Origin of the sequence: Dechloromonas denitrificans, from assembly GCF_020510685.1 — a bacterium.
Classification (GTDB): domain Bacteria; phylum Pseudomonadota; class Gammaproteobacteria; order Burkholderiales; family Rhodocyclaceae; genus Azonexus; species Azonexus denitrificans_A.
This window is the reverse complement of record NZ_CP075185.1, coordinates 1,009,232-1,034,141: the sequence shown is the minus strand read 5'-3', so window position 1 is coordinate 1,034,141 and position 24,910 is coordinate 1,009,232. Positions and strand designations below refer to the sequence as shown.

The window sequence follows — 24,910 nt, the reverse complement described above, 5'->3', positions numbered from 1 at the left end:
GCAATGAAACAACGGAATATGCTCGCACTCGACCCGCACGGCAATTTATGCGACGAGTTGAGCCAGGTCTGTGCCGAAGATCAGGTATTCCACTGCGTTGCATCGGTCGCGGCAGCAAAAAAAATCCTGGCCCAAAATTCATGCAGTGTTGGCCTGGTCGTTTTCGATTCGCCAGCCGTCCTCAACCAGGACGAAGTCGAGCGAATGATCGCCTGCGCACCGACCACCGAATGGATTGCCGTTGTTTCAACCAAAGCCCTCAATTCCAAGGCGTTTCAGGCCTTCATCCTGAATGCCTTTCACGACTATCACACGCTGCCCATCGACCCGCGACGCCTCGCGATGAGCATCGGCCACGCCTGCGGCAAAGCCCGTCTGCGCCTTGCGCTCGCCGAAGGAAGCGAAGACTCCGGCCGTTTCGGCCTCTGCGGCGCCAGTCCGGTCATGGTCAGTTTCTTCAGCCAGATGGAGAAAATACTCGACGCGGATTTGCCGGTCCTCATCAATGGCGAATCGGGCACCGGCAAGGAACTGGTGGCACGTGCCATTCACGATTATTCGGCCCGCTCGGCAAAACCTTTCATCGTGGTCAATTGCGGGGCCATCCCCAGCCAGTTGATCCAGTCCGAGCTGTTCGGCCATGAAAAAGGCGCCTTCACCGGCGCCGTGCAACGCACGACAGGAAAAATCGAGGCCGCCAACGGCGGCGTCCTGTTTCTCGACGAAATCGGCGATCTGCCGCTGAGCCTCCAGGCCAATCTGCTGCGTGTCTTGCAGGAGCACACCATCACGCGGGTCGGCGGGAGTCAGGGCGTTGCCGTCGATTTCCGGCTGGTTGCGGCGACCCACGTCGATTTGCAGGAAGCCATCCGGCTCGGACGCTTTCGCGAAGACCTCTACTACCGCCTCAATGTCATCCAGTTGCAGTTGCCGCCGTTGCGCGAGCGGCGGGGCGACGTCCGCCTACTGGCCGAAAACGTCCTCCGGAACTACACCGCCAGTAATCCGAAATGCCAGGTTAGCGCTTTCAGTTCCGTGGCGATTCGGGCCATGAACGCCTACGACTGGCCGGGCAACGTGCGCGAGCTGATCAACCGGGTGCATCGCGCCATCATCATGAGCGACAGCCGCCTGGTCAGCGCCACTGACCTCGGACTGGAAACCCTGGCCCTGGACCCTCCCAGCGTCACCCTCGAGGCTGCCCGCGCCTCCTTTGAGCGCGACATCGTCGAATCGAGCCTGCGTTCCAACGACAACAACGTCACCAAGGCCGCCCAGCAGCTGGGCGTTTCCCGGGTGACGCTTTACCGGATCATGAGCCGGCTCAACATAGCGACCGGCGCCGAAAAAGCCGCCTGGAAGCTGGACGCCGGCGCGTGACGAGGCGTTCTCGACGATTTGCCCGAAGGTTGGCAGCGGCCAACGGCGCACGACAGGTGCCCTCATGACCGTGCCCAAGGGGCTGCTCCTGACCATCCTGATCACGGCCGTTGTCTGGTTCGCCAAGGACCATTTCGAGAACACCGCCAGGCTGAGCTATTTTGTCTCCGAGCCCATCGAGATCACGCTGGCCCCGGGAAGAACCGAATACGCCCAAGAGATAGCCGTTGTGAACGACGGGCGCAGCGCCGCCGAGTCGATATCGATCAAGGTGCCGCACGCTGTCTCGTCCTACCAGTTGAGAAAGCATTCGAATCTGGTCAAGGAAGCAGCCATTCCGGCAACCAACAGTTTTGAAATGGTCTATCCGAAGCTCCCGGCCGACCAGCGGATCTCCCTTACTGTCCGCTACGACGGCAGCCCCCTGACCAAGGAATGGATATCCGTCGCACATTCGGCCGGCAACGCCCAACTCCTCGAAAAGCAGCTTTATCCAGTCAGCCCGCTGTTCCTGTTGGGCATTTTCTGGAGCGGTTTCCTGATCGCCTATTTGCTCGATGTCCGCCGGCGACAGCGGGATACGTTCGTCCAGGCGGCTGACGAGGAAGACACGTTTTCCGACACCCGGCCCTGGTTTGCTTCGCCTGGCGAGTGGTCAAAGATCCAGGGCGAGGCCATCGAACGCGCGCTGCAGCGAAGCCGGACGCCGTCCCTGGAAAAGAGTCTCGCCTACCGCTTGCTCAACCGGCCAGCGCCGAAACTGATGCGCGACGAAGATTGGGAGGCGCTGAAAACGCTGGCCGCGGAAATACTCGAGGCCGAGTTCTCGCGGGCCATTTCAAGGTGTTCGAACAAAAACAAACTGAAGGATCTGACCAAGCTGAAAAAACCCGAGGATCTGCCCTGGCCGATCTGGGAGCGCTTCCAGGATGCGATTTTTGAGCGGCTGTATGCGCTCTTTCTGCCGGTGTACAAGTCGGAAGTGGATTTTGAAAACCTGCTGATTCCGAGTCGCGCGGTCCTCCGCGACATTCCGGAAGCGATGGCATCGGAAATTCGCGATACGGCCCAGATCCAGTATTTCCGCCATTTGCTCGAACAGGCCAGCGACACCTGGGGAGATCCGCAAGCGGTCTTGCAGAACGCCCGCCTCGACCTGCTGACCGCCGACCAGGCCAGCCGGCTTAGCCAGCATGTCGACCAGCTCTGCCGGATGCGCAAGATGCCGCGGACCTGGGACGTGGCGGAACTCCGGGTCTTTGTCGCGGCCGGGCGGCCGGACTGGATGCCGAAAACCGAGTTCCAGGCAATCGCCAATCTGATCGAGCGGTTCGATGCGCTGGCCAAGGAACGCGAATTGCTGCGCCGCCGAGAACAAAAGGCAAGTGCCGAGCAGGCAGAAGCCGAAAAACTCCGGAAACATGTCCTGGCGCAACTCGGCATCATCGACCGGGTACTGATGCAGCCGGAAGCCATCGACAAGCTGGAAGACCATGACCGGACCTTCGCCCCGGGCAACATGAAGAGCCTGGAGTACGTCGCGTCCTTGCTCAAATCGCACCGGGCGGGCAGGAGCCCGGAGAGCACCGTCTCGTAGCGCCTTGAAATAGCTGTTTCACATTTGATGATGTTCAATTCTTGGGGAGGTCAGAGTAATGCACGGCAAATCGCGATATCGGAATACAACCGGAAGAAGCACGCTCACCGGTGTGCTGGTCATGCTTTGCAGCGGTTTGGCGCAAGGGGCGGACCTGTCCTTTGAGCAGGAGAAGGAACTGCGCTCACAGATCAACGAGCAAACCAAACGCCTCGAGGCACTCCACCAGCAAATGGTCGAAGCGGATGCCAAACTGGCGGAAATCAGGAAGGTGTTGGGAATAGAAACGCTGCGCTCGACGCGGGGCGGCACGGGGAACAGCGCGACGATCAAGGACCCGCAGTCATTCGAACTGGCCCAGGCGCCTTCATCGACGCAGACCGAGGCGCTCCGCCGGGAACCGACGCAACCCGCCGAATCCCGCCCCCAGCAGGTCGCGCAGATTTTCGAACAACCGGGGGTGCTGACGCCGCGCGGCAAATTCGTGCTGGAACCGGGCTTGCAATACAGCTATTCGTCGAGCAGCCGGGTTTCGATTGTCGGCTACACCATCATTCCGGCATTGACGATCGGCCTGATCGACGTCCGCGAAGTCAAGCGCAATACCTTCACCGGCAGCCTGACCGGTCGCTGGGGGATTACCAACCGCTTCGAAATCGAAGCCAAGCTGCCTTATGTCTATCGCTCGGATGATGTCCTGGCGCGCCCCATCAACTCCGGTTCGGGCCGGGACGAGCTGTTCTCGAGTACCGGCAATGGCATCGGTGACGTCGAGGTAACCGGGCGTTACCAGTTCAACGACGGTGGCATCGACAAGCCGTATTACATTGGCACGCTGCGCTTCAAGAGCCGGACCGGCAAGGACCCCTTCGAAGTGCTGACCGACACCTCCTCGTCACCCAATGTGATCTCCAACGAGATCCAGAAGGAACTGCCAACCGGCTCGGGCTTCTACACCCTGCAGCCGGGCTTGACCATGCTCTATCCGACTGACCCCGCCGTGTTCTTCGGCAGCCTGAACTATCAGTACAACTTCAAGCGCTCGGGCGTGACGATGAATACGACGCAGGGGCCGGTATCGCTGGGCGACATCGAGCCGGGCGCCGTCATCGGCTTCAACTTCGGCATGGGACTGGCGCTTAACGAACGCTCGTCATTCAGTATTGGCTACGATCACGCCTCGGTCGGCCGGACCAAGATCAACGGGACAACCGCCCTCAACTCGGTACGCACCCAGCTGGGGACGCTGCTGCTCGGCTACTCCCAGCGCCTCGACAGCACCCGTTCGCTGAATGTCTCGGTCGGCGCGGGGGTAACCCGGGATACGCCGGACATCACACTGTCGGTCCGCTTGCCGATGTCCTTCTGAGATCGGCGGCCCGCCGACAGCAAAGAGGATGGGTCGCTTGCGCGGCCCATCCTCTTTAAATCGATCGCCCTCAACGTCGCAAGGAATTGACGATGCCGTTCTGGATGGCCGACTGCACGGACATCGAGCGCATCACTTGAATGCTGTTGACCGATGCGTTGATGGTGGTGACGTTCTGAATCGTTTGCCCATTCAAGGTGTTCTGGATGACAGTCCCGGCCAGATTGGGGCTGAGCTGGGTCGTTACGTTGTTGCCGACCCCGCTCTGAATGATGCCGAGAGCCCCGTTCGAGCCGGCCGGCAAGGTCAGCGGTGCGCCTCCGGCCCCGGCCATCAGCTTGAGATCCTTGACGTTGAGGACGGTTGAGGCGACCAGTTCGCCATTGATATAGACCGCCCGCTCGATGCCAAAGGACAACTTGAGATTGCTTCCGGCCAGTTCGAAACCGCCGCGCACTTCGTCGAGGGTGGCCGCATCGATGGCGGCGATCTGCTGGCCCAGGGGATTCTGATGCTCATCCAGCAACGGAGGCCGGGCATGGGCCGAGACGAGCGGGGCAGCCTTGGCCAACTCGCCGACGCTGACCGTCACCACGGCCGGAATATCGGCGATGACCTCGGGGACCGGCAGCATGTCGTCAACGACCGCCAGGGTTTCATAGCGGACAGTCATGCATTCGGTTGGCGCATTGGCGTCCAGCGGCCAGTCGGCAAGGGCCAGCAATTCCGGCGCCACTTCGATGGCCCGGCGCTTTGCCGCTTCGCATTGCGGACTGCCGTGATCGACCAGCACGACATTCACCTTGCTCGCACCATCGAAGCCCGGCTGCCCATCCTCGCCTTCGGCAATGACGGTCCGGACCCACCGGCCGGCGCTGAACTCCGGCGCGCTCGACAGCAGTTGCAGCGACAGGCCGACGCCAGCCATCAGCAGCAAGCGGGAAAGTCGCGGACGGGAGGTCATCGGCGGACGCATCAAAAATCGGCCGGACCACGCTTGGCAAAACCAAGCTCGGCGCCGCCTCGATAGATGCCGTCACCGACCGGTCCCCGGGGGGTCGCGTGCCAGTCGGCGGCGAGATTGAAGCGGGCCTTCTCCTGCCTGTTCTTGATCACGAACAGGATGTTGTTGACCCACATCTCCTTGAACTTTTCCTGCGGGATGGCGCGCGTGCCGGCGGACGGATCGCCGACCAAAACCCGCTCGTCGCGCAAGCCTTTGACGACGACGAAATGGTGATAGCCGCGCTCCTTGATCAGCGTAATGGCGGGCACGCCGGCGACAGCGAGTTTTTCGACATCGACGATGTAGCCATCCGACTGAAAGCCGTGGGCGGCGAGATAGTTTTTGATGTCGAGCAGCGAAAATCCTTCTTTCTTGATTTTCGCCTGGTCGCCGCGTTCGAACATCTCGCGGAAAACCTCCTGCTCGGTGACCGGAAAATCGTAGTGATAGGTCAGCAAGGTAGCCAGCGCCGCCGACCCACAGCTGAAATCGAATTGCTGATGGATGGTCTTCTGGAAGCGCATTTCCTTCATGCTGACCAGCGGCACGGAGAAAGCCCCGCCCGCCTGCAGCGGAATCTCTGCCCGTCCGCCCCCGGCCGAAGCGGCCAACGGGCCGCCCAGCAAGGGGAGCAGGCAGAGAAGCCGGAGCATTGCGTAAAACATCATTGAACCTGCAGGTTGATGATGGTGGCGTTCTGGATCAGGACGTTGTTGCCGGAGTTCTGGATCACCGTCGGAAAGCCCGAAGCGCCGGTAAACGACCCCTCGCTGACCCAGTTACCCCCAGTGGTCAGGTTCGACGCCTGGTTATCGCGAACGATGCCATCGCTCTTGATATCGTTAAGATAGAGATCGGCACCGCCGCGGAAGTTCTCCAGGGATTCTGCGAGTACGGCTGGGCTGCCAAAGATGTCGACCGGGCCAGTTGGCGACGGAACCGTTTCCTCCGCACCGGCCTGCAGTGGCCAGTAAGCAGCGCTGACCCACATGGCACCGAATATCAACCAACGGAAATGCGTAATTGCTTTCACGTTGTTTTCCTTTCACAAGATGCCGGAAAAGACCCCGGGGCCAATGACCCCGGAGTCTTCCTGAGCTTACTGCCGACCGACGGCCAGATTGGACTGGACGTTGACCGCGGTTTGCACCAGCGAATTGATGCCGCTGTTCTGAACCGCCGTCATCAAACCGGCAGCAGATTGCCCGACGCTGGTCATGTTGTTGGACATGTCGAAGACACCGGCCGAAACCGAGTTGGTTCCGCCATTGCCGCCGGCCCCGCCAAGTGCGCCGTTACCGACACCACCGGCGCCGCCGAGGCCGCCTTCGCCAACTGCACCGTTGCCGCCGACGGCACCGACGGCACCCGAGCCACCACTGCTCGAACCGCCTGTGGCACCGCTCGCCCCGGTTGCACCGTTACCGGCCGTTGCCGTCGCGCTGCCATTACTGGCCGTCGTTGAGGCGCTGCCGTTGGTCGCCGCACCGCCGGCACCACCGGTACCGCCGTTATTGGCGGCCGTACCGCCGTTACCGCCGGTCGACGTGCTCGCGCCGGAGGCGGCGCTGGCCGTGCTGGTACCCGTACCGCCACTGGCGGTCGTCGTGCCATTGCTGCCGGCGCCACCCGTCGAGGTGGCCGTACCGGTCGCCGTGCCGCTGCTCGCCGTCGCCGCGCCGCCCGTACCGGCGCCGCCCGTCGAGGTTGCCGTACCCGTGCCGTTGCCAGCCGTCGAGGTCGCCGTTCCGGTGGCGTTGCCGGCTGTCGACGTGGCCGTACCCGAGGCCGCCCCACCGGTATTGGTCGCCGTCGGCGTAACCGAACCGCTGGCGGCGGAGCCACTCGTGCTGCCCGACGTTCCACCGGTCCCGCTTGAGTAGCCGGCGTTTGCCGTACCACCGGCGCCGCCGGCCTGTTCGGCACTGGCCGCACCGCCAGGCGCCGAGGCCTTGCTGATCGCATCTACGCCACCGGTCTTGGCGCCGGAGATCGAGTCAGCCTTGCCGGTATAGCCCTTCTGGGCCGAACTGGACAGCCCTCCGAGGGCTGAGTCGTAAGATTTTGAAGAACCGCCCTTGGCGACATCGACCGCGCTGGATGAACCGCCCTTGGTGGCATCGATGGCTGCCGAATCGCCACCGCTACCCTTGGAAGCGGCGCCAGCCGAACCGGTCTTGGCGACATCGACCGACTTGGCGGCCCCGCCCTTGGCTACGCTGGTCGCATCCGCGCCGCCGACCAGGACCGCGTCGGAAGCCTTGGCGTTGCCGGTCGAGGCCGTTGCATCGCCGCCATTGGCGCCTCTGGCATTCCTGGCGTTGCCGCCGTCGCCGCCATTGCCGGCCGTGGCACTGCCGTTGGTGGAATCGCCAGCCGTCGCCGAGCCGTTTTCGGCCGTCGCCGAACCGCCGTAACCGCCGGAACCGCCCGAACCGCCAGCCCCGCCAGCGCCGGCGTTGCCACCGCTGCCGCCGGAACCGCCATTGCCGCCATTTCCGCCGGTACCGCCCCAAGCGCTACCGCCTTTGCCACCGATACCGGTGCCGCCTTTGCCACCCATCGCGCCGTTGGCGCTACCGGTGTTGTAGGCATTGTTGCCAATGTCGTGAACCTTGTTGCCGGTCACTTTGCCTTCCAGGTCGATCTTGGCGATAGCCTTGTTGGTGTTGAAGGCATTGGTGAAATTCGACGTGGCGTTGCCGTTGTTGGCTGCCGTGCCATAGTCCTCGGCCTTGACGCGACCGTTGTCGCCGAGGTTGTTGCCGGCCCGCTTGTCGTTTTCCTGATCGCTGTTGTTGGTCGTCGCACTGCCGCCATTGTTGGCGGCGGCGGCCTGATCCTTGGCCTTGGCAACGCCGGTGTTGTCGAAATTACCCGACTTGGTGACGCTCACGTTCTTCGTATCGGTATCGGTCTTGGTAATCGTCGTGGTCTTGGTGTCGTTGTCGTTAACGGTATTGTTGTTGGCCTGGGAGTTTTCATTGGCCTGCGGGCTTTGGGCGCCGCCCTGCGTGGACTTGGCGATCGCCACTTGCTTGAAATCGGCGCTCCCCCCGGGGGTCGATTCGGTGGTTCCAGCCGGCGAGCTTACCGTGACGCCACCATTGGTCGTATTGGACGGATTCGCCCATGCCGGAACTACGCTGTAGGCTAACGCGATTGCGGTCGCCAAAAGAGTCTTATTCATTTTCGGATCTCCTGTTCTGACTATGTGTGGTTGACCGCAGCACCATGCCACGTCCTCCGGACCGCCTATCAGCAACGCCTATGCCAATGGCTACAAATAAACACAAGCGATTGTTTTAATTGAATTAGTTGACAGGTGGCGAGAGCCGCCCCGGACGCAAGATGTTAATTTGTGTAAATCTACCGAAACGCCAACGACTTCCCGATGGCATGGTGAAGTCGGAAAAAATGGCCAAAGTTTCTGTGTTTGCCGGGGTTTTCGGCCGCTGTTGCGCAACCGATACACGGCCGAGTCAGCTATTTCCGCGCCGTCACGCGCAACAGCGCTTTTGTCCAGCCAATGCTGGGATCAGCGTCAACGGGGCCGAGTTACAGTAGGAAAAACCCCATTCGGAGGGGTAGTCGAAGACCTACGCATCTCCCGCCAATCGCTGACGTCAGGCACGAAAGCAACCGATTGGAATTGCGCTCTTGGGTCATAGACTGGGGAAGGCACCGCATGCGTCATTGCCATGTCATGCGGCAAGCAATCCAACCAACGCGAGGTAAAAGCATGTTTCCGCCACCAATTTCCATTTCCAAAAACGCCGAACTCCTTCGCCGTTTTGGCATGCAGACCGTCAGCAATTATGGCGAACTGATCGAACGGCAACTGGATATGTCCGGGCAATTGTTCATCCGCAATTGCCTTGCTTTGCAGGACCTGTTGGCCAGACAAGGGGCGGTCTCCAGCCTGGATGAGTGGGCACAGGCGACGCAAGAGGTACTCCAGTGTGCGGGCGAAATGACGCACGAAACGCTCGAGGCGATCTCTGCCCACAACCTCGAACTCAGGCGCCTGGCCCATAAGCATGCTGCCGAAGCACAACGGTTCTATTCGAATTCGCTGAAGGAGTTCGGGGCGACTGGCGCCGACCAGTTGATCAACGACCAGCGCACGGTGACAAAACTGGCGGCGTGAATCGGGCAGGGATTGCCAACGAAGACAGGGGAAGTTAACGGCAAGACAGCGAAAGAGAACATGCAAACGCATAACAAATTGGTTTGCCGTAGCGCCAGCCAGCTTGCCCGGGAAAATCGGGCCTGTCAGTGGCTGATCTGTTCGGCCGCCGGCGGTGGTTCTTCCCTGATCACCCGCGATGGCGTGATCTTCGGCATTCCGGATCGTTTTCAGCAGGATGCCATTCACGCCCTGGTCTGCCGGATGTATGCCAGACGCGGCATCCAGCCGCCGCCCCACCCGGACAGTTCATCCTGCCTAACACACCTCCCCTTGGCTGCCTGGCATGCCGGAATGCCGGTTGGAACGCTGACGCTGAGAAACGAATCGACCGGTAGTCTGTTGGCCGAGGAACTCTACGCCGCCGAGATCGACAAGCTTCGCCGGCGCGGCGCACATCTTTGCGAAATTACCCGGCTGGCCGTGGCGCCGGGCGAGAAGGCCAGGAAGGTGCTGGCCACACTGTTCCATTTACTTTGCCTGATTGCCCGCCAGGCGCGCGTCGTGACCGACGCCGTGATCGAGGTGCATCCGCGCCACGCCCGTTGCTACAGCCGCCTTGCCGGATTCAAGACAATCGGCGGATTGCGGATCTGCCAGCGGGTAGCGGCGCCAGCCGTACTCATGCATGCCCAAATCGGGGGTATCCAGGAACAACTGGCGCGACACCTGCAAGGCAACGACGATGAACGAAGCGCCAGCCCGGCGGGCGGATTGCATCGGCACCTCCTGTCGCCGAGCGAGGAATCGTTTCTCCTGCGGCGCCTTGCCGGACGCCAGTTGTCGCCCGGGTGTCAGATGGGCCTGCCCTGTCAGGCAATGCCTACACAGATCGATCTGATTGCCGACATGGCAAGCAGGTTCAACTGATATGACATTTTTTTCGACTGGTTAGACTCTAGTTTCCTAACCCAAGGCAATAAATTGTCGCTTTGGCGTTTTGCGGAAAAACTGGCGGCACAGACCAGAAGCACCCGGTTTTTGGCAACAACAGGACCGGCGCGCCCCAACCCCGATAGAGAACATCAAGCATCAATCGAGAACCGGCTGACCGCCAGACGATACACAGGACAGCCATCTGGAGGAGACATCAAGAATGTTCGACGAGAAGAGCAATATTCACTCGGAAGAAACACATGATCAGTTTGTTCGGCGAGCCAGTGCGGTATTTCCGCCGGAGCGCGCCAAGTCCTGGTCGCGCATCGAGCGCGCCGTGTTCAATCACTTGATGAGTCGATTGATTCACAACCGCGGCTACGCCTCGATCACCGACCAGATGCTCATCCAATCGCAGGCTGACATGGAAAAGATGCTCGGACGCTGCGGTCATGCCGCCGCCGACCGGACGAGCGAAGCGAACATTTCGCGCCAATAGTCAGCAAGCCCCCATAAATATGTCAAACAATTGAACTACGGGTGCAAAAAACAGACCAACTCAAAATATATCTGATCGCCAATGGTCGGGAGCGATAGCTGCCGGACACCAGCCACCCACCATGAGGAAGTGCCATGCCATCTACATTTCCACATGCCCCCAGGCAAAACCGCATTCTCGCTGCCCTGCCAACGGCTGAATACGAGCGGCTGGACGGCAACCTGGAGCAGGTCGACCTGGCGCTCGGCCAGGTTCTCTACGCGGCTGGCGGCACGCCGGAGTTCGTCTACTTTCCGACGACCAGCATCGTTTCCCTGATTTTTGCCACGGCAGATGGCTCGACCGCCGAGCTGGCCATGACCGGCAGCGATGGCCTGGTCGGCATCCCGCTGGTCCTCGGCGGAACCAGCACAACCCACCAAATGGTGGTGCAGTGCGCAGGTCAGGCCTACCGGCTGCGGGCCGAGCAGATGACGCGCGAGCTCGCCGAGTGTCGCCACTTGCAGCGTCTCTGCCTGCACTACGCCCAGGCGCTGATGACCCAGATGGCGCAGAGCGTCGTCTGCAATCGACACCATACCGTGGAACAACAGTTGTGCCGCTGGCTGCTGGTGAGCTTTGACCAACAGCCGGAAAATCTGCTCAACATGACTCAGGAGCTGATTGCCAACATGCTGGGCGTCCGGCGCGAGGCTGTCACCGAGGCCGCCGTAAAATTGCAGGCCGCCGGATTGATCCAGTATCGACGCGGCCATATTTCCATCACCGATCGCCCGGGACTGGAAGCCAGGGCTTGCGAGTGCTACCGCGTCGTCCGTTCGGAATACACCCGGTTGTTCAGCCTGCTCCCGACCGGCGAGGATGGGCGCGCCGAAGCAACTTCCTCTGTGCCTGGCCAGTCAGCCCTTCCCGAACCCGACAAATTGCTGCGTCAGCTTCAGGCTCATCAGCTTGAACTGGAAAAGCAGAACCGTGACCTGCAAACCGCCTGTGCCGAAGCCGAGGCACTGCGCAGCCGATACGCCGACATCTACGACTTCGCCCCGGTCGGCCATTTCACCCTCGATCCGACGGGGGGCATCCGCGAACTGAATCTGGCGGGCGCCATTCTGCTTGGCATCAAGCGCTCCGAGAAAAAACGACAGCACTTCCCGGCCCACGTAAAGCCCGCCTACCAGCCGGCCTTCAGCCAGTTTGTCGAAGAAGTGCTCAGTACGAATCAGAAAAAGACGTGTGAAACGGTTCTTGTCAAAACGGCTCAGCGTCCCGAAACCAAGGTAAGAATAGAAGCCGTGCCGGACGAAAACGGGCGCGAGTGCCGAATCGTGGTTATCGACCAATCGCTTGAAAGCATCGCCGAAAAACATCTGCGCAAGCGCGAACGCTATCAGCGCACCCTGCTCGACAATTCGCCGTTCATGGCCTGGCTGACCGATGAGCAGGGTCGATTCCTGGCGGTTAACACGCCATTCGCCGCCAATTTCGGCTGGCCTTCGACGGAAACCCTGCTCGGCAAGACCATGCTTGAAGTGGCCCCCGGCGAATGGGCCGAGCCGGCGTGGCGGGATGACCGCTTGGCCGGGAAGCGCGGCAAAAGGATAGACGCCGTGGCACCGCTGGAAAGCGGCGGCAAAAAGCTGTGGTTCGACACCAGCAAGTCAGCCATCACCCTCGATGACAAGCGCCGCGCGACCGTCGGTTTTGCCCGGGATATCACCGAACATCAGGATCGCTTGCTGGCCGCGCAGGCATCCGAAATGCGTTGCCGCAGCTTGATCGACAAATTGCCGCTCAGCGTGGTCATTGCCCAGGATGGCGTCGTCCAATACGTCAATGCCCAAGGCGCCGAGCTGCTCGGCTATTCGGCCGAGGCATCGGTTGGCCTGCCCTTCCGGCAATTCGTTCACCAAGCTGATCACGCCAGTCTCAATGCGGCTTTGGTGCCCCAAGATGGCGACAAGAAATCGGCAATGGAATACCCGATACGCGTCGTTACGCGGCAGGGCAAAACGATCGACTGCCAACTCAAGGCCAGCCAAATTGAATGGGAAGGAAGGCTCGCGGTGCTCGGCGTGATCGAGAATGTGACCCAGCGCAAGGCTCTCGAAACGGAACTGCGCAGCCAGGCCACGGCCGACTCACTGACCGAACTGGCCAACCGGCGCTATTTCCTGCTTCGTCAGGAAGAGGCGCTTTCCCGGCTGAAACGCGGCATCGACCACGCGATTGGCGTACTGATGCTGGATCTCGATCATTTCACGGAGATCAACGACAGATTCGGCCAGGAAGCCGGGGCTGCAGTGCTCAGGAGCTTTTCAAAGCTGCTGGGCGGCGAGCTGCGCCAGGTCGATCTCGCTGGGCGGCTGGGCGGCGAGGAGTTCGCCATTTTGCTCCCCGAGGCAGACCTCGCGGCCGCCGCGACCTTCGCCGAGCGGCTGCGCCAAAAAGTGGCCAAGACGTCGATCATGGTCGACCAACGGCGCATTCCGCTCACCGTCAGTATCGGCATTGCCGTGATGCAGGCCGATGACACGCGCCCCAATCAAGTGTTGCAGCGCGCCGACGAAGCCCTCCATCGGGCCAAGACCCTGGGGCGCAACCGGATAGAACTGAGCAAGACGCAGGCTGCGGTGGATGACGAACTGCCGACCGAGCTTTCCGACGACCAATTCCATCAATGGGCCGAAGACCCGGTCCACGGCGCGGCGCGCAAGATCTACCAGGCGCGGCGATATCGGCTCGAGCGCCGTCACTACCCGGCGCCGTGAATACGCCAGGGCCGCCAACCGTCGCCGGCCCAACGCACGGCAACGAACAAACCGATACGCGCTGTTGCAATCCGTTACTTGAGATAGCGGCCGGCTGGCCGTATCTTGGACACATGCGCTGAACCCCAACAGCCTAGGCGGCCACCTCTCCCCCTCCCTGAATCGGCCGTCTTGAAAGCCCCGCTCCCCCCTAGCGGGGCTTTCTCCTGTTCACGCTACCATTCAGGCCTCTGCCACTGAACAGCAGCACACCGTACAGTCACCATGAGTCCTCGCCCCTTGCGCATTGGCCTGTCGGCCAACATTTACCACCCCCTGCCCGGGGCCACCGGGCTGCATTCGAAATCGCTGCAATACCTCGAACAATCCCTGGCCCATTGGGTGATGTCACACCAGGCGACGGTTTTCATCATTCCGTCGGTCGGGGTCGATGGCAGCGATTTCCGCGACCGCATCCGGCTCTCCGATTATTCCGACTACCTGGATGGTCTGGTGTTGCAGGGCGGCGCCGACATCAGCCCGGAATGCTACGGCGAGGAGCCACGATGCCCCGACTGGTCAGGCGATTACCTGCACGACACCTACCAGATGGCACTGCTCAATGCGTTCATGGCGGCCGGCAAGCCGGTCCTCGGCATCTGCCGAGGCGCCCAGCTAATCAACGTGGCGCTTGGCGGCTCCCTGTACCAGGACATCGAAACGCAGTGCGACCATCCCGGCCCGCATGTCCACGCCGCCTTTGACAAGTTCGCCCATGCCGTCGAATGGAACAAGGACAGCCGTTTGGCCAGGCTCTATCCGGAACAGAGCGGTGGCCGGGTGGTTTCCGTCCATCACCAGGCCATCCGGGTTCTCGGCAAAGGCCTGAGCATCGAGGCGCAAAGCGCCGGCGACGGCGTGATCGAGGCCATCCGGCTGGAGGGCAGCTCCTACGTGCTCGGACTGCAATGGCACCCGGAGTTTCACCAAACCCGCTGCCCGCTTCTGCTCGATTGCAATCCAATCCTGCTCGACTTTCTCGACGCGGCCCGCGATTTTGCCGGCGGGCATCAAGCCTGATGTCGAGAATTGGAAACAATTCGGTCACCAAGCGATACACAGCATTACATGTGAACTGACATCCCCTGGGTAAGCCCTTGCGTTATTCGCTACAAGGCGCTGCAAATAGTTGTCAGCACCGAAGACCGAACAAACAACCTACCCATTCAGGAGATTCAAAATGCAAGTTTCCAAAATTATCGTCGCTCTGACCGTTGCCGCCGGTTTCGCTTCTGCCTCCTTCGCCCAGGGCATCGCAGCGCCGGCCCCGCAAGCCGCACCGACCGCCAAGCTGGCTGCACCGGCCCCGGCCGCCAGCGAGAAAAAGGTAGAAGCCGCCAAGGCTGCCGAACCGGCCAAGAGCGAAGTGACCAAGAGCGAAGCCCCGAAGGCCGAGGCCGCCAAGCCGGTCGAGAAGCATGCGAAAGCCAAGGCAAAGAGCCACAAAGCTGAAAAGCACGAGGCCGCCGCTGAAGTGAAGACGGAAGCCAAGCCGGCCGCAACCCCGACGCCGACCACGAAGTAAGCGCCTCGCGCCAGCCGGTCAGGCTGCTCCGGCCAAGATGGTCGGCGGCTTTTCCGGATAGGCAAAAGCAGAGCGGAAAGGGCCAGCGAATGCTGGCCCTTTCTTCATGTCGGTCGGCACTCGTTCACCAGCGGCTTGTTGGTTTTTCCATCGAGCAACAAGCTCTTCCAGGGCAAGTCGATCCACACCAGGCCGCTGGCGGCGTCGGCGAAACGGGGCAGGCCGGAGTACGAGGGGTCGCGCTCGAGGCGGTGGCTGTTGCCGTTCCAGTCGATATCGATCCGGCTATTCACCCCGGCAAGAAGTTCGCGCCGAACCTGGATGCGCACATTCTGCTCGCAGCGGTAGGTGCCGCTGGCCAGCGCCAGTTCGAGCTGGCCAGTGCGGGACGACGACGGTGTTTTGGATTCGCCGTTGGGCACCGTTCCGCAGGCTGACAAGACCAGGGAAGAGGCGACGATCACCGGCCACAAATAATGGGTCATTCGGATAAGCCCTCGGTAAAGGAGTTTTCCGCATTGTAGACCGAGGATGGGCAGTCGACCGAAGGCCACGCTCGTGGACAAAATATGTCGCAGCACATTTCCCGCCCAAAAACAAAAATGGACCAATGCCGCCAAGCAGTTGATCGTTCGTTGATGCTATTGGTTGGAGGGGCAGGACTTGGCATTAAATTTACGTGTCCTATACCGATTTCCATTCAGACGCTCCCGATAGGCCGTATTGAAAAACACTGCCAGCCCACCACGCCGCGTCATATCGGCCTCGGCCTGGCCACGCCTCACCAGATCAACCGGCTTATCGATACACCGGATGGCGGCGGCACAAAGCCACCACCTGTTCCCGAACTCGGCATATCACCCGACTACTGGTTCCGGCCTCCAACGCATCCAGCACATCGCACAAACAAGCCGCCAACTGCTCGCATTCCGCCGCGCCGAAACCACGGGTTGTGACGGCCGGAGTGCCGATGCGCAGCCCAGAGGTCACGAAGGGCGAGCGCCGATCGTTGGGTACCGAATTCTTGTTCGCGGTAATGCAGGCGTCGCTCAGGGCGGCATCCGCGTCCTTGCCGGTGTAAGGCTTGTCGGAGAGGTCGATCAGCATCATGTGGTTGTCGGTCCCCCCGGAGACGATTTTGTAGCCGCGTTGCTGGAGCACGGCGGCCATGGCACGCGCATTGATCACCACCTGCCGCTGGTAGCTCTTGAATTCGGGCACCAGCGCCTCCTTGAAGGCAAGCGCCTTGGCAGCGATGACGTGCATCAGCGGACCGCCCTGGACACCGGGGAAGACCGCTGAGTTGAGCTGCTTGTGGAATTCTTCGCCTTGGCCCTTGGACAGAATGATGCCGCCACGTGGCCCACGCAGCGTCTTGTGAGTAGTGCTGGTCACCACATGGGCATGCGGCAACGGATTCGGATACTCGCCGGCGGCCACCAGGCCAGCGACGTGGGCCATGTCCACCCAAAAGATGGCCCCCACCTTGTCAGCGATGGCACGCATGCGTGCCCAGTCTTTGCGCCGGGAGTAGGCGGAGAAACCGCCGATGAGCATTTTGGGCCGGGTCTCCAGCGCGATGCGCTCCATCTCGTCGTAGTCTATCAAGCCGGTCTCGGGGTCGAGGCCATAGGGAACAATCCGGTAGTGCCGGCCGGAGAAGTTGGACGGATTGCCATGAGTCAGATGGCCTCCCTGAGCCAAGTTCATTCCCATCACGGTGTCGCCGGGCTTGACCAGCGCCAGAAAGACGGCGGCATTGGCCTGAGCTCCGGCATGGGGCTGGACATTGGCGTAGTCGCAGTCGAACAGCCTCTTGACACGCTCGATCGCCAGGCGCTCGGCAACATCAACATACTCGCAGCCGCTGTAGTAGCGTTTGCCCGGATAGCCCTCGGCATACTTGTTGGTAAAGACCGAGTTCTGGATCGACATGACCAGCGGGCTGACATAATTCTCGGAGGCGATCAGCTCGGCGTGGTCTTCTTGGCGGCGCTCTTCATTCTGGACAGCCTCGGACAGCTCGGCGTCGAATTCGGCAAGGTTCACTGAAGTGGCGTACATGATGATGTGGTCCTGTGGTTTAACTGTGTTGGAGACAAAAGACGCGCCACCCGCGCCACGATGTCGTCGATCTGCGCTTCGCTGCACACCAGCGGCGGCAGTAGTCGGATGGTGGTCTCGCGGGTCACGGTGATTAACAGCTGCTGTTCGTTCAAGGCGCGCCCAACCAACTCCCCGCAGCCCCGATCCAGCTCGATTCCGGCCATCAGGCCCAGACCGCGGACGGCAATCACGTTGGGATGGCCGCTCAGCGCATCCTGAAGACCGGCCAGCAGTCGGCGGCCCAATGTGGCAGCACGGGCCGGGATAGCGTCGCTCTCCATGATGTCGAGCACGGTGCAGCCAACCCGGCAGGCCAGCGGATTACCGCCAAAGGTTGACCCGTGGCGGCCGGGCGAAAACAGTTCTGCCGCCGGTCCGCGTGCCAGACAGGCACCGATGGGAAAGCCATTGCCCAGCCCCTTTGCCAGCGTGATGACGTCCGGCATCACGCCGGCATGCTGGTAGCCGAACCAGGTGCCGGTACGCCCCATGCCGGTCTGCACTTCGTCGATCATCAACAGCCAGTCGAACTGGTCGCACAGCGTCCGCAGCTCGCGCAAATAGTCGGTGGAGGCGACCCGCACGCCGCCTTCGCCCTGCACCGGCTCGACCAACACGGCGACGATGCCGGGCGTCTGCTCGGCAGCCTGGCGGACCGCCGCCATGTTGTCGTAAGGCACCCGCAGGAAACCCGGCATCAGCGGCTCAAAACCGCGCTGCACGGCCGGATTGCCGGTGGCGGCGAGTGTCGCCAGAGTGCGTCCGTGGAAGCTGTTTTCCATCACCAGCACCTGGGGCTGCGCCACCTGTTTGCGGTTGCCGTGCAGGCGTGCCAGTTTGAGCGCGGTTTCGTTGGCCTCCGCGCCTGAATTGCAGAAGAAAGCTCTTTGCATACCGGACAGCGAACACAGCCGCTCGCCCAAGCGTTCCTGCCAGGCGATGCCGAACATATTGGAGGTGTGCAGGAGCAGCCCGGCCTGTTCGGCGATGGCGGCGGCAATCTCGGGATGGGCATGGCCAAGATTGGTCACCGCCACGCCGGCGATGGCATCGAGGTACTCGATACCTTGGGCGTCCCACAGACGTGCGCCACGTCCGCGAACAAAAGAAACCGGCTGGCGGGCATAGGCCTGCATCAGGTGGGATGGGGGATGGGGCATGGGTGTGTGTATCCTCAAGTGGGGTTGATACCGGGGGCGATGGCTAGCCGCAGCTCAGGGCGTTTAGCCAGAGTCATATCGGTCCAGCGAGCGAGAACGGCGCTGTCACGACCGACTCCCTGGCAATATCGTGTCGAGTCCATCGAGCCAACGGCTGAACACTGCACGGGCCGCTGAGGACAAGCTGGTGCCCAGGTGCCGCGCCTCGGCCCGCAAGGTGCGCGGATCGATACCCACTTGGGCCAGTTCGCTGGCATGGCCGACCAGCCAGCGCTCGATTTGCCGCGTGTCCGCCTCGAGATGAAATTGCAGACCGAGCACCTGGCTGCCTCGCGCAAATGCCTGATTGACGCCGATCGCCGTACCGGCCAGCCGGACGGCGCCAGGCGGGATATCGAACTGATCGCCGTGCCAGTGCATAACCGGGGTGTCGCCCAGCGCGACCAGCGGGGAGCTCTCGCCTTCCGGGGTCAGCGCCAGTCGGCCAAAACCGATTTCCTTGACGCCCAAGGCATAAACCCTGGCCCCCAGCGCCCGGGCGATCAGTTGTGCCCCCAAGCAGATACCCAGCAGGGGGCGCCGACTCTCCAGGCGACGGCAGACCAGTGCCAGTTCGTCGATGAGAAAGGGATAGACATCGTCATCGAAGGCTCCGATGGGTCCGCCCAGCACTACCAACAGGTCGGCGGCCTGCACGTCGAGGGCGGTCAGATCGTCCTGCGTGGCATCGACATACTGCACATCGTAGCCACGCGCTTTGAGTAGCGGCTCGAGCGTGCCGAGGTCTTCAAAATGCAGGTGGCGGATGGCAATGGCGGTTTTCATCAAGGGGACTCCCGGGTATTGGTTTCGCTGGGCCAGAAATGGCTGTTCGGTAAAGCGCGGGCGCCGTATATGGCCTGGCCGACGCGCACCACGGTGGCTCCTTCCTCGATGGCAATCTCGAAATCGCCAGACATGCCCATGGACAGTTCGTCCAGGCAGGTACCGACGGGGGCGCTTTGGCGCAGCTGATCACGCAGGGTGCGCAGCCGGATGAAGCACTGGCGTACCCGCTCGGCCTCGCCGGAGAGCAACGCCAGCGTCATCAGCCCGCGCACACGCAGCGCCGGAAAACCCGGTAGCGCCTGCAGGAAAGCTTGTACGTCAGCAGGCGGCAGACCGTATTTGCTGGCCTCACCGGAGGTATTGACTTGCACGAACACATCCAGCGAGCGCCCCTCGATCTGCAGGCGGCGCTCCAGCGCCTCGGCGACGCGCAAGCTGTCGAGTGCCTGGAACTCAGCGGCAAAGCGTGCGACCCACTTGGCCTTGTTGGTTTGCAGGTGCCCGATCACCGACCAGCGGAGGTCAATCAAGTCGGCCATCGCTTGCCACTTGCGATGGGCTTCCTGGACCTTATTTTCTCCGAGCAACCGACATCCGGCGGCATAAGAGAGGCGGATTTGCCCTTCGTCCACGGTCTTGCTTACCGGCAACAAACGCACGCTGGCCGGGTCGCGCCCGACGCGCCGGCAAGCGGCGTCGATGCGGGCCCGGACGGCGGCCAGGTTGCGCCGGAAGTCTTCGAGCGAGGAAGGCCTGGGATAGCGGCCAAGCTCATCTTGGCGGGGCGGCGTGCCGGATGATGAAACCGGCCGTGTTTCGCCATCGTCGGATCCTTTTCGCATCAGTTGGCCGCCCCCTTGTTGATCGCCGGTGCACAGAGGGTATTGATGGCCTCCTTGGGAGCGCGCGGCAGACGGCCATTGAGCACGGCGTAAGCGACGAGGCCGATCAACAGCCCCCAGAAGGCTCCGCCAATACCGAACAGCTTGATGTTGGCAGCGGCCGCCAGGAAAGTGATCAGGGCTGCTTCGCGGGATTTCGGGTCAGCCATGGCGCTGGCCAGGCTGCCGCCGATCGTGCCCAAGAGGGCGAGGCCGGCCAGCGTGCTGATGAAGGTCGCCGGGAAGGCCATGAAGACCGCGACGAGCGTCACGCCAAAGACGCCGACGAGGATGTAGAAGATGCCTGCCGCGATGCCGGCGACCCAGCGCTTGGCCGGGTCTTCGTGCGCCTCCTTGCCGGTGCAGATAGCCGCCGTGATCGCGGCGATGTTGAAGGCGTGAGAGCCGAACGGCGCCATCAGCAGCGAGCCCAGCCCGGTGACGGTGACGATCGGATTGGCGCTGGTCCTGAACCCGTCGTTGCGCAGCACCAGCATGCCGGGCATGTATTGCCCGCTCAGGGTTATCAGGAACAGCGGCAACGCCACGCTGAGCAAGGCGTTGAGCGAAAACACCGGCATCGTGAAGAGCGGAGCGGCAAGCTGCAATCGCAGGCCCGACAGATCGATGCGTCCCTGGGAGAGGAGAAACGCCAGGCCCAGTAAAAGAATGCCCACCACGGCATAGCGTGCGCTGAACCGCTTGAGCACGACATAGGCGACGATGAGCAAACCCGCCAGTAGCGGCTCGATGTTCACCCCGCCGAAAGCGCCGATACCAAACTGCAACAGAATCCCCGCCAGCAGCCCGGCGGCCACACCAGGGGGAATCAGTCGGATGAGCTTCTCGAAGTAGCCCGACGCCCCCAAGACCACGAAGGCGGCGGCCGAGATCAGGTAGGCGCCCACCGCCTCGGCATAGGGCGTGGCGGCCAGCGCCGTGACCAGGAAGGCCGCCGCCGGCGTGGACCAGGCCGTGATGATCGGCTCGCGCGTAATCCAGCTGAGAAAAAGTCCCGTCACCCCGACGCCAATCGAAATCGACCAGATCCATGAAGCCGTCAGCTCCGGGCCAAGGCCTGCCACTTTGGCGGCTTGAAAAACCAGGATGAAGGTACCGCCGTAGTTGACGATGACCGAGATGAGGCCGGCCATGATCGGATGGGTGAGATCGCGAAGGTGAATGGATGGCGGAGAGATTGAAGTAGACATGACTTGATGATTCCCTCTGAAGGACGAACTGCCGAGCAGCGAAAGTCGTTTTATACCGCCGCAATGGACTGCCTTGCTATGACACTTTGTTTGCATTTGGCAGACCACTTTTGATTGATGCCCTGACCATGCATTGCTCTGAGCCGGCTGACACGAAAAGCAACACCCGGTTTCGTCAGCCACGAATGCTGCAAACGGGTGGAGCCCGGAGTTAAAATGGTCTGCAATTTGATTCAAATATCAACAACAAAAACAGACCACATGAAGAGCGCACTTGAGCTTGAAACGCTGAAAATCCGGTTGAATGACGCCGACCTTCAGCGTTTGGATCTGCACCAACGTATCCAGCGTGCCTTGCGCGCCCTGATACTCGATGGCACACTGGGACCGGGCGTCAAGCTACCTGCCACACGTGCGCTCGCCAAATCGCTGGGTGTTGCCCGCGACACCGTCGAAAACGCCTATGTGCAATTGCAGCGCGACGGCTTCGTCATCCGACGGAAAGGTTCTGGTAGCTATGTACCTGAGACGATGGGCACCGAGTTGCGCGGTATCGAGCGTCGGCGCCTGAGGCTTCGAGAGCCAAACCACAAAGTGACAGAGCCGGGAGCCGGCCTGAGCCGGCGCGGCCGGATGATCCTCGAAAGCGGCGGAGTGTTCGATCAGAAGGTCAGCCGAGCCTTTGCCACGGGCTTGCCGGAAACCCGCACCTTTCCCACCGATGTCTGGGAGCGCCTGCAGCGCCAGGCATTGAAAGACTTTCGCGGCCAGGTGCTTCTGCACGGAGACCCTCAAGGAGCCGAGCCACTGCGCGAGGAGATTGCCGCCTACTTGAATCTCGAACGTGGCGCCAAGGTTTCCGCCGAACAGATATTGGTGCTGAGCAGCACCAGGCAAGCGTTGTTCCTGTGCGCCCAGTTGCTCGTCGATGCCGGCAAGCCGATCATGCTGGAGAACCCCGGCTACTTTGGGGCAAAGAAGGCATTTGAATCCGCCGAAGCCAAGGTCGTCCCCATCGACGTCGATGGGCAAGGCATACGCACGGATCTGCTACGGGCGGATCGCAGCGGCGCCAATTGCGTCTACGTGACGCCTTCGCACCAATATCCCACCGGAGCCACCCTGTCGCTGGAACGCAGACTTGACTTGATCAACTGGGCGGCTGAAACCGGCAAGTGGATTCTCGAAGACGACTACGACAGCGAATTCCATTACGACGGCCCGCCAACGGCATGCGTTCAAGGCTTGGACAAATACCAAAGAACGCTCTATGTCGGCACCTTCGGCAAGACCCTCTATCCAGGCCTGCGTATGGGATACATGGCGCTACCCCATCAGCTCGTAAGCGCATTTACCTGCGCACGAAGCATCCTCGATGGGCACACACCGCAGATTCTCCAATTGACGTTGGCGCGCTTCATGGATGATGGGCACTACAGCTCTCATGTTCGCGCCATGCGCAAGCTATACGCCAGTCGCCGGGAGGTAATGCTGAAAGCCATCGACCGCTATCTTGGCGGGATAGTCACTCCGCTGCGCCCAGCCGGCGGCATGCAGATACCGTGTTTTTTGAAGCAGGGATGGTCAGAAGCGAAAACCATTCGGCAAGCAGCCGACGTAGGTGTGCAATTTGCCGGATTGAGTCGGTTATATCTGGGGCCGGAAAAACAGTTCGGCTGGTTGCTGGGCTACGCATCCTTAACGGATCATGAAATTGAAACCGCCATGCAACGCCTCGCGAGTGCCATAACGAAATAGCTGCGCAGCCTGAAAAGCAAAAGGGCCTAGCAATTTGCTAAGCCCTTAATATGCTTGGTTGCGGGGGCAGGACTTGAACCTGCGACCTTCGGGTTATGAGCCCGACGAGCTGCCAACTGCTCCACCCCGCGTCCGTCAGAGGGGCGGATTATCCGGACCTGGCCCTGGCCTGTCAAGAACAATCGGCGAAAACAGCTATTCAGTTTCCAGCCACTCGGTCAGCGATGCCCATTGCTCGACATCGCGCCGGTGTTTGGCGCGCGGCGGATCGAACACGGTTGCCCCGGCGGCGGCGACATTGACGTAGTTCTGGGTGTTGCGAAGGTAGGCAACAATCGGAATATCGAAGTGCGTCAGGAACTCCTCGAGCATGCCGGCCGCCTTGGTCCGCGGATCGACGCGCATGGCGACGATGCCCACCTTGGTGCGTTGGCCGCGAATTTCATTGCGGATCGAGTTGAGAAAATCCTCGGTGGCCGCCATGTCGAACACCGAGGGCACCAGGGGAATCACGACCTTGTCGACGCTGCGCAAATAATCGCTCAGCTTGTAACCTTGCAGCCCGGCCGGCGCATCGACGACCACCCAGTCGGCCTCCCTGGGCAAATTCAGGCCAAGCTGGTTGCCGGCAAAGTAGCCGGTGACCGGCGGCAGAGCCTGATCGCGAAAGGCCATCCAGCGAATTGCCGACTGCTGGCGATCGAGATCGCACAAGGTGGTTTTCTTGCCCTGATTGGCAAAATAACCGGACAAATTTGTTGCCAGCGTCGTCTTGCCCGCCCCGCCTTTTGGATTCGCCACTAGGACTGCACGCATACCACCTCCCTATATATTTGCTGCCGCATTATATTCGGCGCGCTCAACCGCGTCATAGATGCATAGAATGTCGGCTTTCATTCGCACTGTTCATCATGGTTACCAAAGTCGCAAGTGATCGGCAAGGCATTCAGTCCATCGAAGTCGGTTTTCGTCTGTTGCATGTCCTGGCCACAACCAACCGCCCGATGATGTTGCGCGACATCGCCAAAGGCGCCGCCATGCCGGCCGCCAAGGCGCATCGCTACATGGTCAGCTTCATGCGGATCGGCATCGTCGAACAGGATGCCGGCAGCGGCCGCTATGATCTTGGCGCCTACGCGCTGGAACTCGGGCTGTCCGGATTGGGGCGACTCGATCCGGTACGCCTGTCCGGTCCGATCCTCGAAGCGCTGTGCGAAGAAATTCAGGAAACGGTTGCCTTGGCTGTCTGGGGAACGCACGGTGCAACCATCGTGCGGATCGTCGACTCCGGATCCCCGGTAACCATCACGCTGCGCCCGGGAACTGTACTATCCCTGAGCAACTCCGCCACCGGACGGGCCTTCTCGGCCTTTTTCCGCTCGCCGTTCCTGAAGAAGATGCTTGACGAAGAGCTGCGCCAAACGGCCGAGTCCAGCCAGACAGCGGTAACGACGGTGCGCCGCCAACTGGAAAAAACCCTGACCGAAATCCGCGAACAGGGCATTTCACGCGCCACCGGCAGCCTCACCCCGGGCATCAACGGCTTCAGCGCCCCCGTCTATGACCATACCGGAAGCATGGTGGCGGCGATAACCGCGCTCGGCTCGATGGGCGAGTTCGATGCGGAATGGGATGGCCCGCTTGCCAAAGCAATGCGATCCGCCGCCCTGGACTTGTCGCACCGCCTGGGCTTCAACAAGGTTTGACGGCCGGCGAAC

General features: G+C 61.4%; 22 protein-coding genes and 1 tRNA gene. 11 read left to right on the top strand and 12 right to left on the bottom strand.

Going from position 1 to position 24,910, the window contains the following annotated elements; translation table 11 throughout:
* Nucleotides 1-3 precede the first annotated feature (3 nt).
* The 3 genes from KI611_RS05060 (at nt 4) to KI611_RS05050 (ending at nt 4,346) form a co-directional block, all read left to right on the top strand.
* Nucleotides 4-1,380: a sigma-54 dependent transcriptional regulator gene (locus KI611_RS05060; protein WP_226418736.1), complete on the top strand. Its 1,377-nt coding sequence runs from the start codon at nt 4-6 to the stop codon at nt 1,378-1,380.
* Between the two features lie 64 nt (nt 1,381-1,444).
* The gene (locus KI611_RS05055; protein WP_226418735.1) at nt 1,445-2,977 is read left to right on the top strand and encodes a hypothetical protein; all 1,533 of its coding nucleotides are present in this window, start codon (nt 1,445-1,447) and stop codon (nt 2,975-2,977) included.
* A 121-nt stretch (nt 2,978-3,098) separates the two neighbouring features.
* Nucleotides 3,099-4,346, top strand: coding sequence for an acetate kinase (locus KI611_RS05050; RefSeq protein WP_226418734.1), 1,248 nt, complete (start codon nt 3,099-3,101; stop codon nt 4,344-4,346).
* A gap of 70 nt (nt 4,347-4,416) precedes the next feature.
* Here the strand turns inward: KI611_RS05050 and KI611_RS05045 are convergent, their stop codons facing one another.
* The 4 genes from KI611_RS05045 to KI611_RS05030 form a co-directional block, all read right to left on the bottom strand.
* Nucleotides 4,417-5,310, bottom strand: a complete 894-nt coding sequence (locus KI611_RS05045) for a hypothetical protein (RefSeq protein WP_226418733.1) — start codon at nt 5,308-5,310, stop codon at nt 4,417-4,419.
* 11 nt (nt 5,311-5,321) lie between these two features.
* Complete coding sequence (locus KI611_RS05040) at nt 5,322-6,020, bottom strand: C39 family peptidase (protein WP_226418732.1); 699 nt, start codon at nt 6,018-6,020, stop codon at nt 5,322-5,324.
* Complete coding sequence (locus KI611_RS05035; protein WP_226418731.1) at nt 6,017-6,385, bottom strand: hypothetical protein; 369 nt, start codon at nt 6,383-6,385, stop codon at nt 6,017-6,019. Before KI611_RS05035 ends, KI611_RS05040 begins: the two co-directional genes overlap by 4 nt.
* A gap of 66 nt (nt 6,386-6,451) precedes the next feature.
* Nucleotides 6,452-8,542, bottom strand: coding sequence for a hypothetical protein (locus KI611_RS05030; protein ID WP_226419969.1), 2,091 nt, complete (start codon nt 8,540-8,542; stop codon nt 6,452-6,454).
* A 552-nt stretch (nt 8,543-9,094) separates the two neighbouring features.
* Here KI611_RS05030 and KI611_RS05025 point away from each other — a divergent pair.
* The 6 genes from KI611_RS05025 (at nt 9,095) to KI611_RS05000 (ending at nt 15,248) form a co-directional block, all read left to right on the top strand.
* The gene (locus tag KI611_RS05025) at nt 9,095-9,502 is read left to right on the top strand and encodes a hypothetical protein (protein WP_226418730.1); all 408 of its coding nucleotides are present in this window, start codon (nt 9,095-9,097) and stop codon (nt 9,500-9,502) included.
* A gap of 60 nt (nt 9,503-9,562) precedes the next feature.
* Nucleotides 9,563-10,411 carry an N-acyl amino acid synthase FeeM domain-containing protein gene (locus KI611_RS05020; protein WP_226418729.1) on the top strand — a complete coding sequence of 283 codons (849 nt, stop codon included), beginning with the start codon at nt 9,563-9,565 and terminating at the stop codon, nt 10,409-10,411.
* A 226-nt stretch (nt 10,412-10,637) separates the two neighbouring features.
* Nucleotides 10,638-10,916: a hypothetical protein gene (locus KI611_RS05015; protein WP_226418728.1), complete on the top strand. Its 279-nt coding sequence runs from the start codon at nt 10,638-10,640 to the stop codon at nt 10,914-10,916.
* A 134-nt stretch (nt 10,917-11,050) separates the two neighbouring features.
* Entirely contained in the window at nt 11,051-13,684 is a 2,634-nt protein-coding gene (locus KI611_RS05010) for a diguanylate cyclase (RefSeq protein ID WP_226418727.1), read from the top strand.
* 264 nt (nt 13,685-13,948) lie between these two features.
* Nucleotides 13,949-14,743, top strand: a complete 795-nt coding sequence (locus tag KI611_RS05005; RefSeq protein ID WP_226418726.1) for a gamma-glutamyl-gamma-aminobutyrate hydrolase family protein — start codon at nt 13,949-13,951, stop codon at nt 14,741-14,743.
* Between the two features lie 160 nt (nt 14,744-14,903).
* Nucleotides 14,904-15,248, top strand: coding sequence for an amine oxidase (locus KI611_RS05000; RefSeq protein ID WP_226418725.1), 345 nt, complete (start codon nt 14,904-14,906; stop codon nt 15,246-15,248).
* 104 nt (nt 15,249-15,352) lie between these two features.
* On the opposite strand, the gene KI611_RS04995 is transcribed toward KI611_RS05000, so the two are convergent.
* The 6 genes from KI611_RS04995 to KI611_RS04970 form a co-directional block, all read right to left on the bottom strand.
* The gene (locus tag KI611_RS04995; protein ID WP_226418724.1) at nt 15,353-15,733 is read right to left on the bottom strand and encodes a hypothetical protein; all 381 of its coding nucleotides are present in this window, start codon (nt 15,731-15,733) and stop codon (nt 15,353-15,355) included.
* A gap of 313 nt (nt 15,734-16,046) precedes the next feature.
* Nucleotides 16,047-17,312, bottom strand: a complete 1,266-nt coding sequence (glyA, locus tag KI611_RS04990) for a serine hydroxymethyltransferase (protein ID WP_226418723.1) — start codon at nt 17,310-17,312, stop codon at nt 16,047-16,049.
* Nucleotides 17,294-18,514: an aspartate aminotransferase family protein gene (locus KI611_RS04985; protein WP_226418722.1), complete on the bottom strand. Its 1,221-nt coding sequence runs from the start codon at nt 18,512-18,514 to the stop codon at nt 17,294-17,296. The genes glyA and KI611_RS04985 overlap by 19 nt, the downstream gene beginning before the upstream one ends.
* Nucleotides 18,515-18,619: 105 nt before the next feature.
* The gene (locus tag KI611_RS04980) at nt 18,620-19,339 is read right to left on the bottom strand and encodes a glutamine amidotransferase (RefSeq protein WP_226418721.1); all 720 of its coding nucleotides are present in this window, start codon (nt 19,337-19,339) and stop codon (nt 18,620-18,622) included.
* Entirely contained in the window at nt 19,339-20,184 is an 846-nt protein-coding gene (locus KI611_RS04975; protein ID WP_226418720.1) for a YggS family pyridoxal phosphate-dependent enzyme, read from the bottom strand. The genes KI611_RS04980 and KI611_RS04975 overlap by 1 nt, the downstream gene beginning before the upstream one ends.
* Entirely contained in the window at nt 20,184-21,377 is a 1,194-nt protein-coding gene (locus KI611_RS04970; RefSeq protein WP_226418719.1) for a benzoate/H(+) symporter BenE family transporter, read from the bottom strand. The genes KI611_RS04975 and KI611_RS04970 overlap by 1 nt, the downstream gene beginning before the upstream one ends.
* A gap of 273 nt (nt 21,378-21,650) precedes the next feature.
* Between KI611_RS04970 and KI611_RS04965 the strand changes: the two genes are divergently transcribed.
* Nucleotides 21,651-23,192 (top strand): PLP-dependent aminotransferase family protein, encoded by a 1,542-nt coding sequence (locus tag KI611_RS04965; RefSeq protein ID WP_226418718.1) that lies wholly within the window; start codon nt 21,651-21,653, stop codon nt 23,190-23,192.
* Nucleotides 23,193-23,247: 55 nt separating this feature from the next.
* Here the strand turns inward: KI611_RS04965 and KI611_RS04960 are convergent.
* Nucleotides 23,248-23,323 (bottom strand) — tRNA-Met (locus KI611_RS04960).
* A gap of 64 nt (nt 23,324-23,387) precedes the next feature.
* Nucleotides 23,388-24,008: a ParA family protein gene (locus tag KI611_RS04955; RefSeq protein ID WP_226418717.1), complete on the bottom strand. Its 621-nt coding sequence runs from the start codon at nt 24,006-24,008 to the stop codon at nt 23,388-23,390.
* Between the two features lie 95 nt (nt 24,009-24,103).
* Here KI611_RS04955 and KI611_RS04950 point away from each other — a divergent pair, with 95 nt between their 5' ends.
* The gene (locus KI611_RS04950) at nt 24,104-24,898 is read left to right on the top strand and encodes an IclR family transcriptional regulator (protein ID WP_226418716.1); all 795 of its coding nucleotides are present in this window, start codon (nt 24,104-24,106) and stop codon (nt 24,896-24,898) included.
* The last annotated feature ends 12 nt before the right edge of the window (nt 24,899-24,910 follow it).

Coding starts and splice junctions, on each gene's coding strand:
- KI611_RS05060 (WP_226418736.1), top strand. CDS start 4: ATGAAACAACGGAATATGCTCGCACTCGACCCGCACGGCAATTTATGC.
- KI611_RS05055 (WP_226418735.1), top strand. CDS start 1,445: ATGACCGTGCCCAAGGGGCTGCTCCTGACCATCCTGATCACGGCCGTT.
- KI611_RS05050 (WP_226418734.1), top strand. CDS start 3,099: ATGCTTTGCAGCGGTTTGGCGCAAGGGGCGGACCTGTCCTTTGAGCAG.
- KI611_RS05045 (WP_226418733.1), bottom strand. CDS start 5,310: ATGACCTCCCGTCCGCGACTTTCCCGCTTGCTGCTGATGGCTGGCGTC.
- KI611_RS05040 (WP_226418732.1), bottom strand. CDS start 6,020: ATGATGTTTTACGCAATGCTCCGGCTTCTCTGCCTGCTCCCCTTGCTG.
- KI611_RS05030 (WP_226419969.1), bottom strand. CDS start 8,542: ATGAATAAGACTCTTTTGGCGACCGCAATCGCGTTAGCCTACAGCGTA.
- KI611_RS05025 (WP_226418730.1), top strand. CDS start 9,095: ATGTTTCCGCCACCAATTTCCATTTCCAAAAACGCCGAACTCCTTCGC.
- KI611_RS05020 (WP_226418729.1), top strand. CDS start 9,563: ATGCAAACGCATAACAAATTGGTTTGCCGTAGCGCCAGCCAGCTTGCC.
- KI611_RS05015 (WP_226418728.1), top strand. CDS start 10,638: ATGTTCGACGAGAAGAGCAATATTCACTCGGAAGAAACACATGATCAG.
- KI611_RS05010 (WP_226418727.1), top strand. CDS start 11,051: ATGCCATCTACATTTCCACATGCCCCCAGGCAAAACCGCATTCTCGCT.
- KI611_RS05005 (WP_226418726.1), top strand. CDS start 13,949: ATGAGTCCTCGCCCCTTGCGCATTGGCCTGTCGGCCAACATTTACCAC.
- KI611_RS05000 (WP_226418725.1), top strand. CDS start 14,904: ATGCAAGTTTCCAAAATTATCGTCGCTCTGACCGTTGCCGCCGGTTTC.
- KI611_RS04995 (WP_226418724.1), bottom strand. CDS start 15,733: ATGACCCATTATTTGTGGCCGGTGATCGTCGCCTCTTCCCTGGTCTTG.
- glyA (WP_226418723.1), bottom strand. CDS start 17,312: ATGTACGCCACTTCAGTGAACCTTGCCGAATTCGACGCCGAGCTGTCC.
- KI611_RS04985 (WP_226418722.1), bottom strand. CDS start 18,514: ATGCCCCATCCCCCATCCCACCTGATGCAGGCCTATGCCCGCCAGCCG.
- KI611_RS04980 (WP_226418721.1), bottom strand. CDS start 19,339: ATGAAAACCGCCATTGCCATCCGCCACCTGCATTTTGAAGACCTCGGC.
- KI611_RS04975 (WP_226418720.1), bottom strand. CDS start 20,184: ATGCGAAAAGGATCCGACGATGGCGAAACACGGCCGGTTTCATCATCC.
- KI611_RS04970 (WP_226418719.1), bottom strand. CDS start 21,377: ATGGCCGGCCTCATCTCGGTCATCGTCAACTACGGCGGTACCTTCATC.
- KI611_RS04965 (WP_226418718.1), top strand. CDS start 21,651: ATGGTCTGCAATTTGATTCAAATATCAACAACAAAAACAGACCACATG.
- KI611_RS04955 (WP_226418717.1), bottom strand. CDS start 24,008: ATGCGTGCAGTCCTAGTGGCGAATCCAAAAGGCGGGGCGGGCAAGACG.
- KI611_RS04950 (WP_226418716.1), top strand. CDS start 24,104: ATGGTTACCAAAGTCGCAAGTGATCGGCAAGGCATTCAGTCCATCGAA.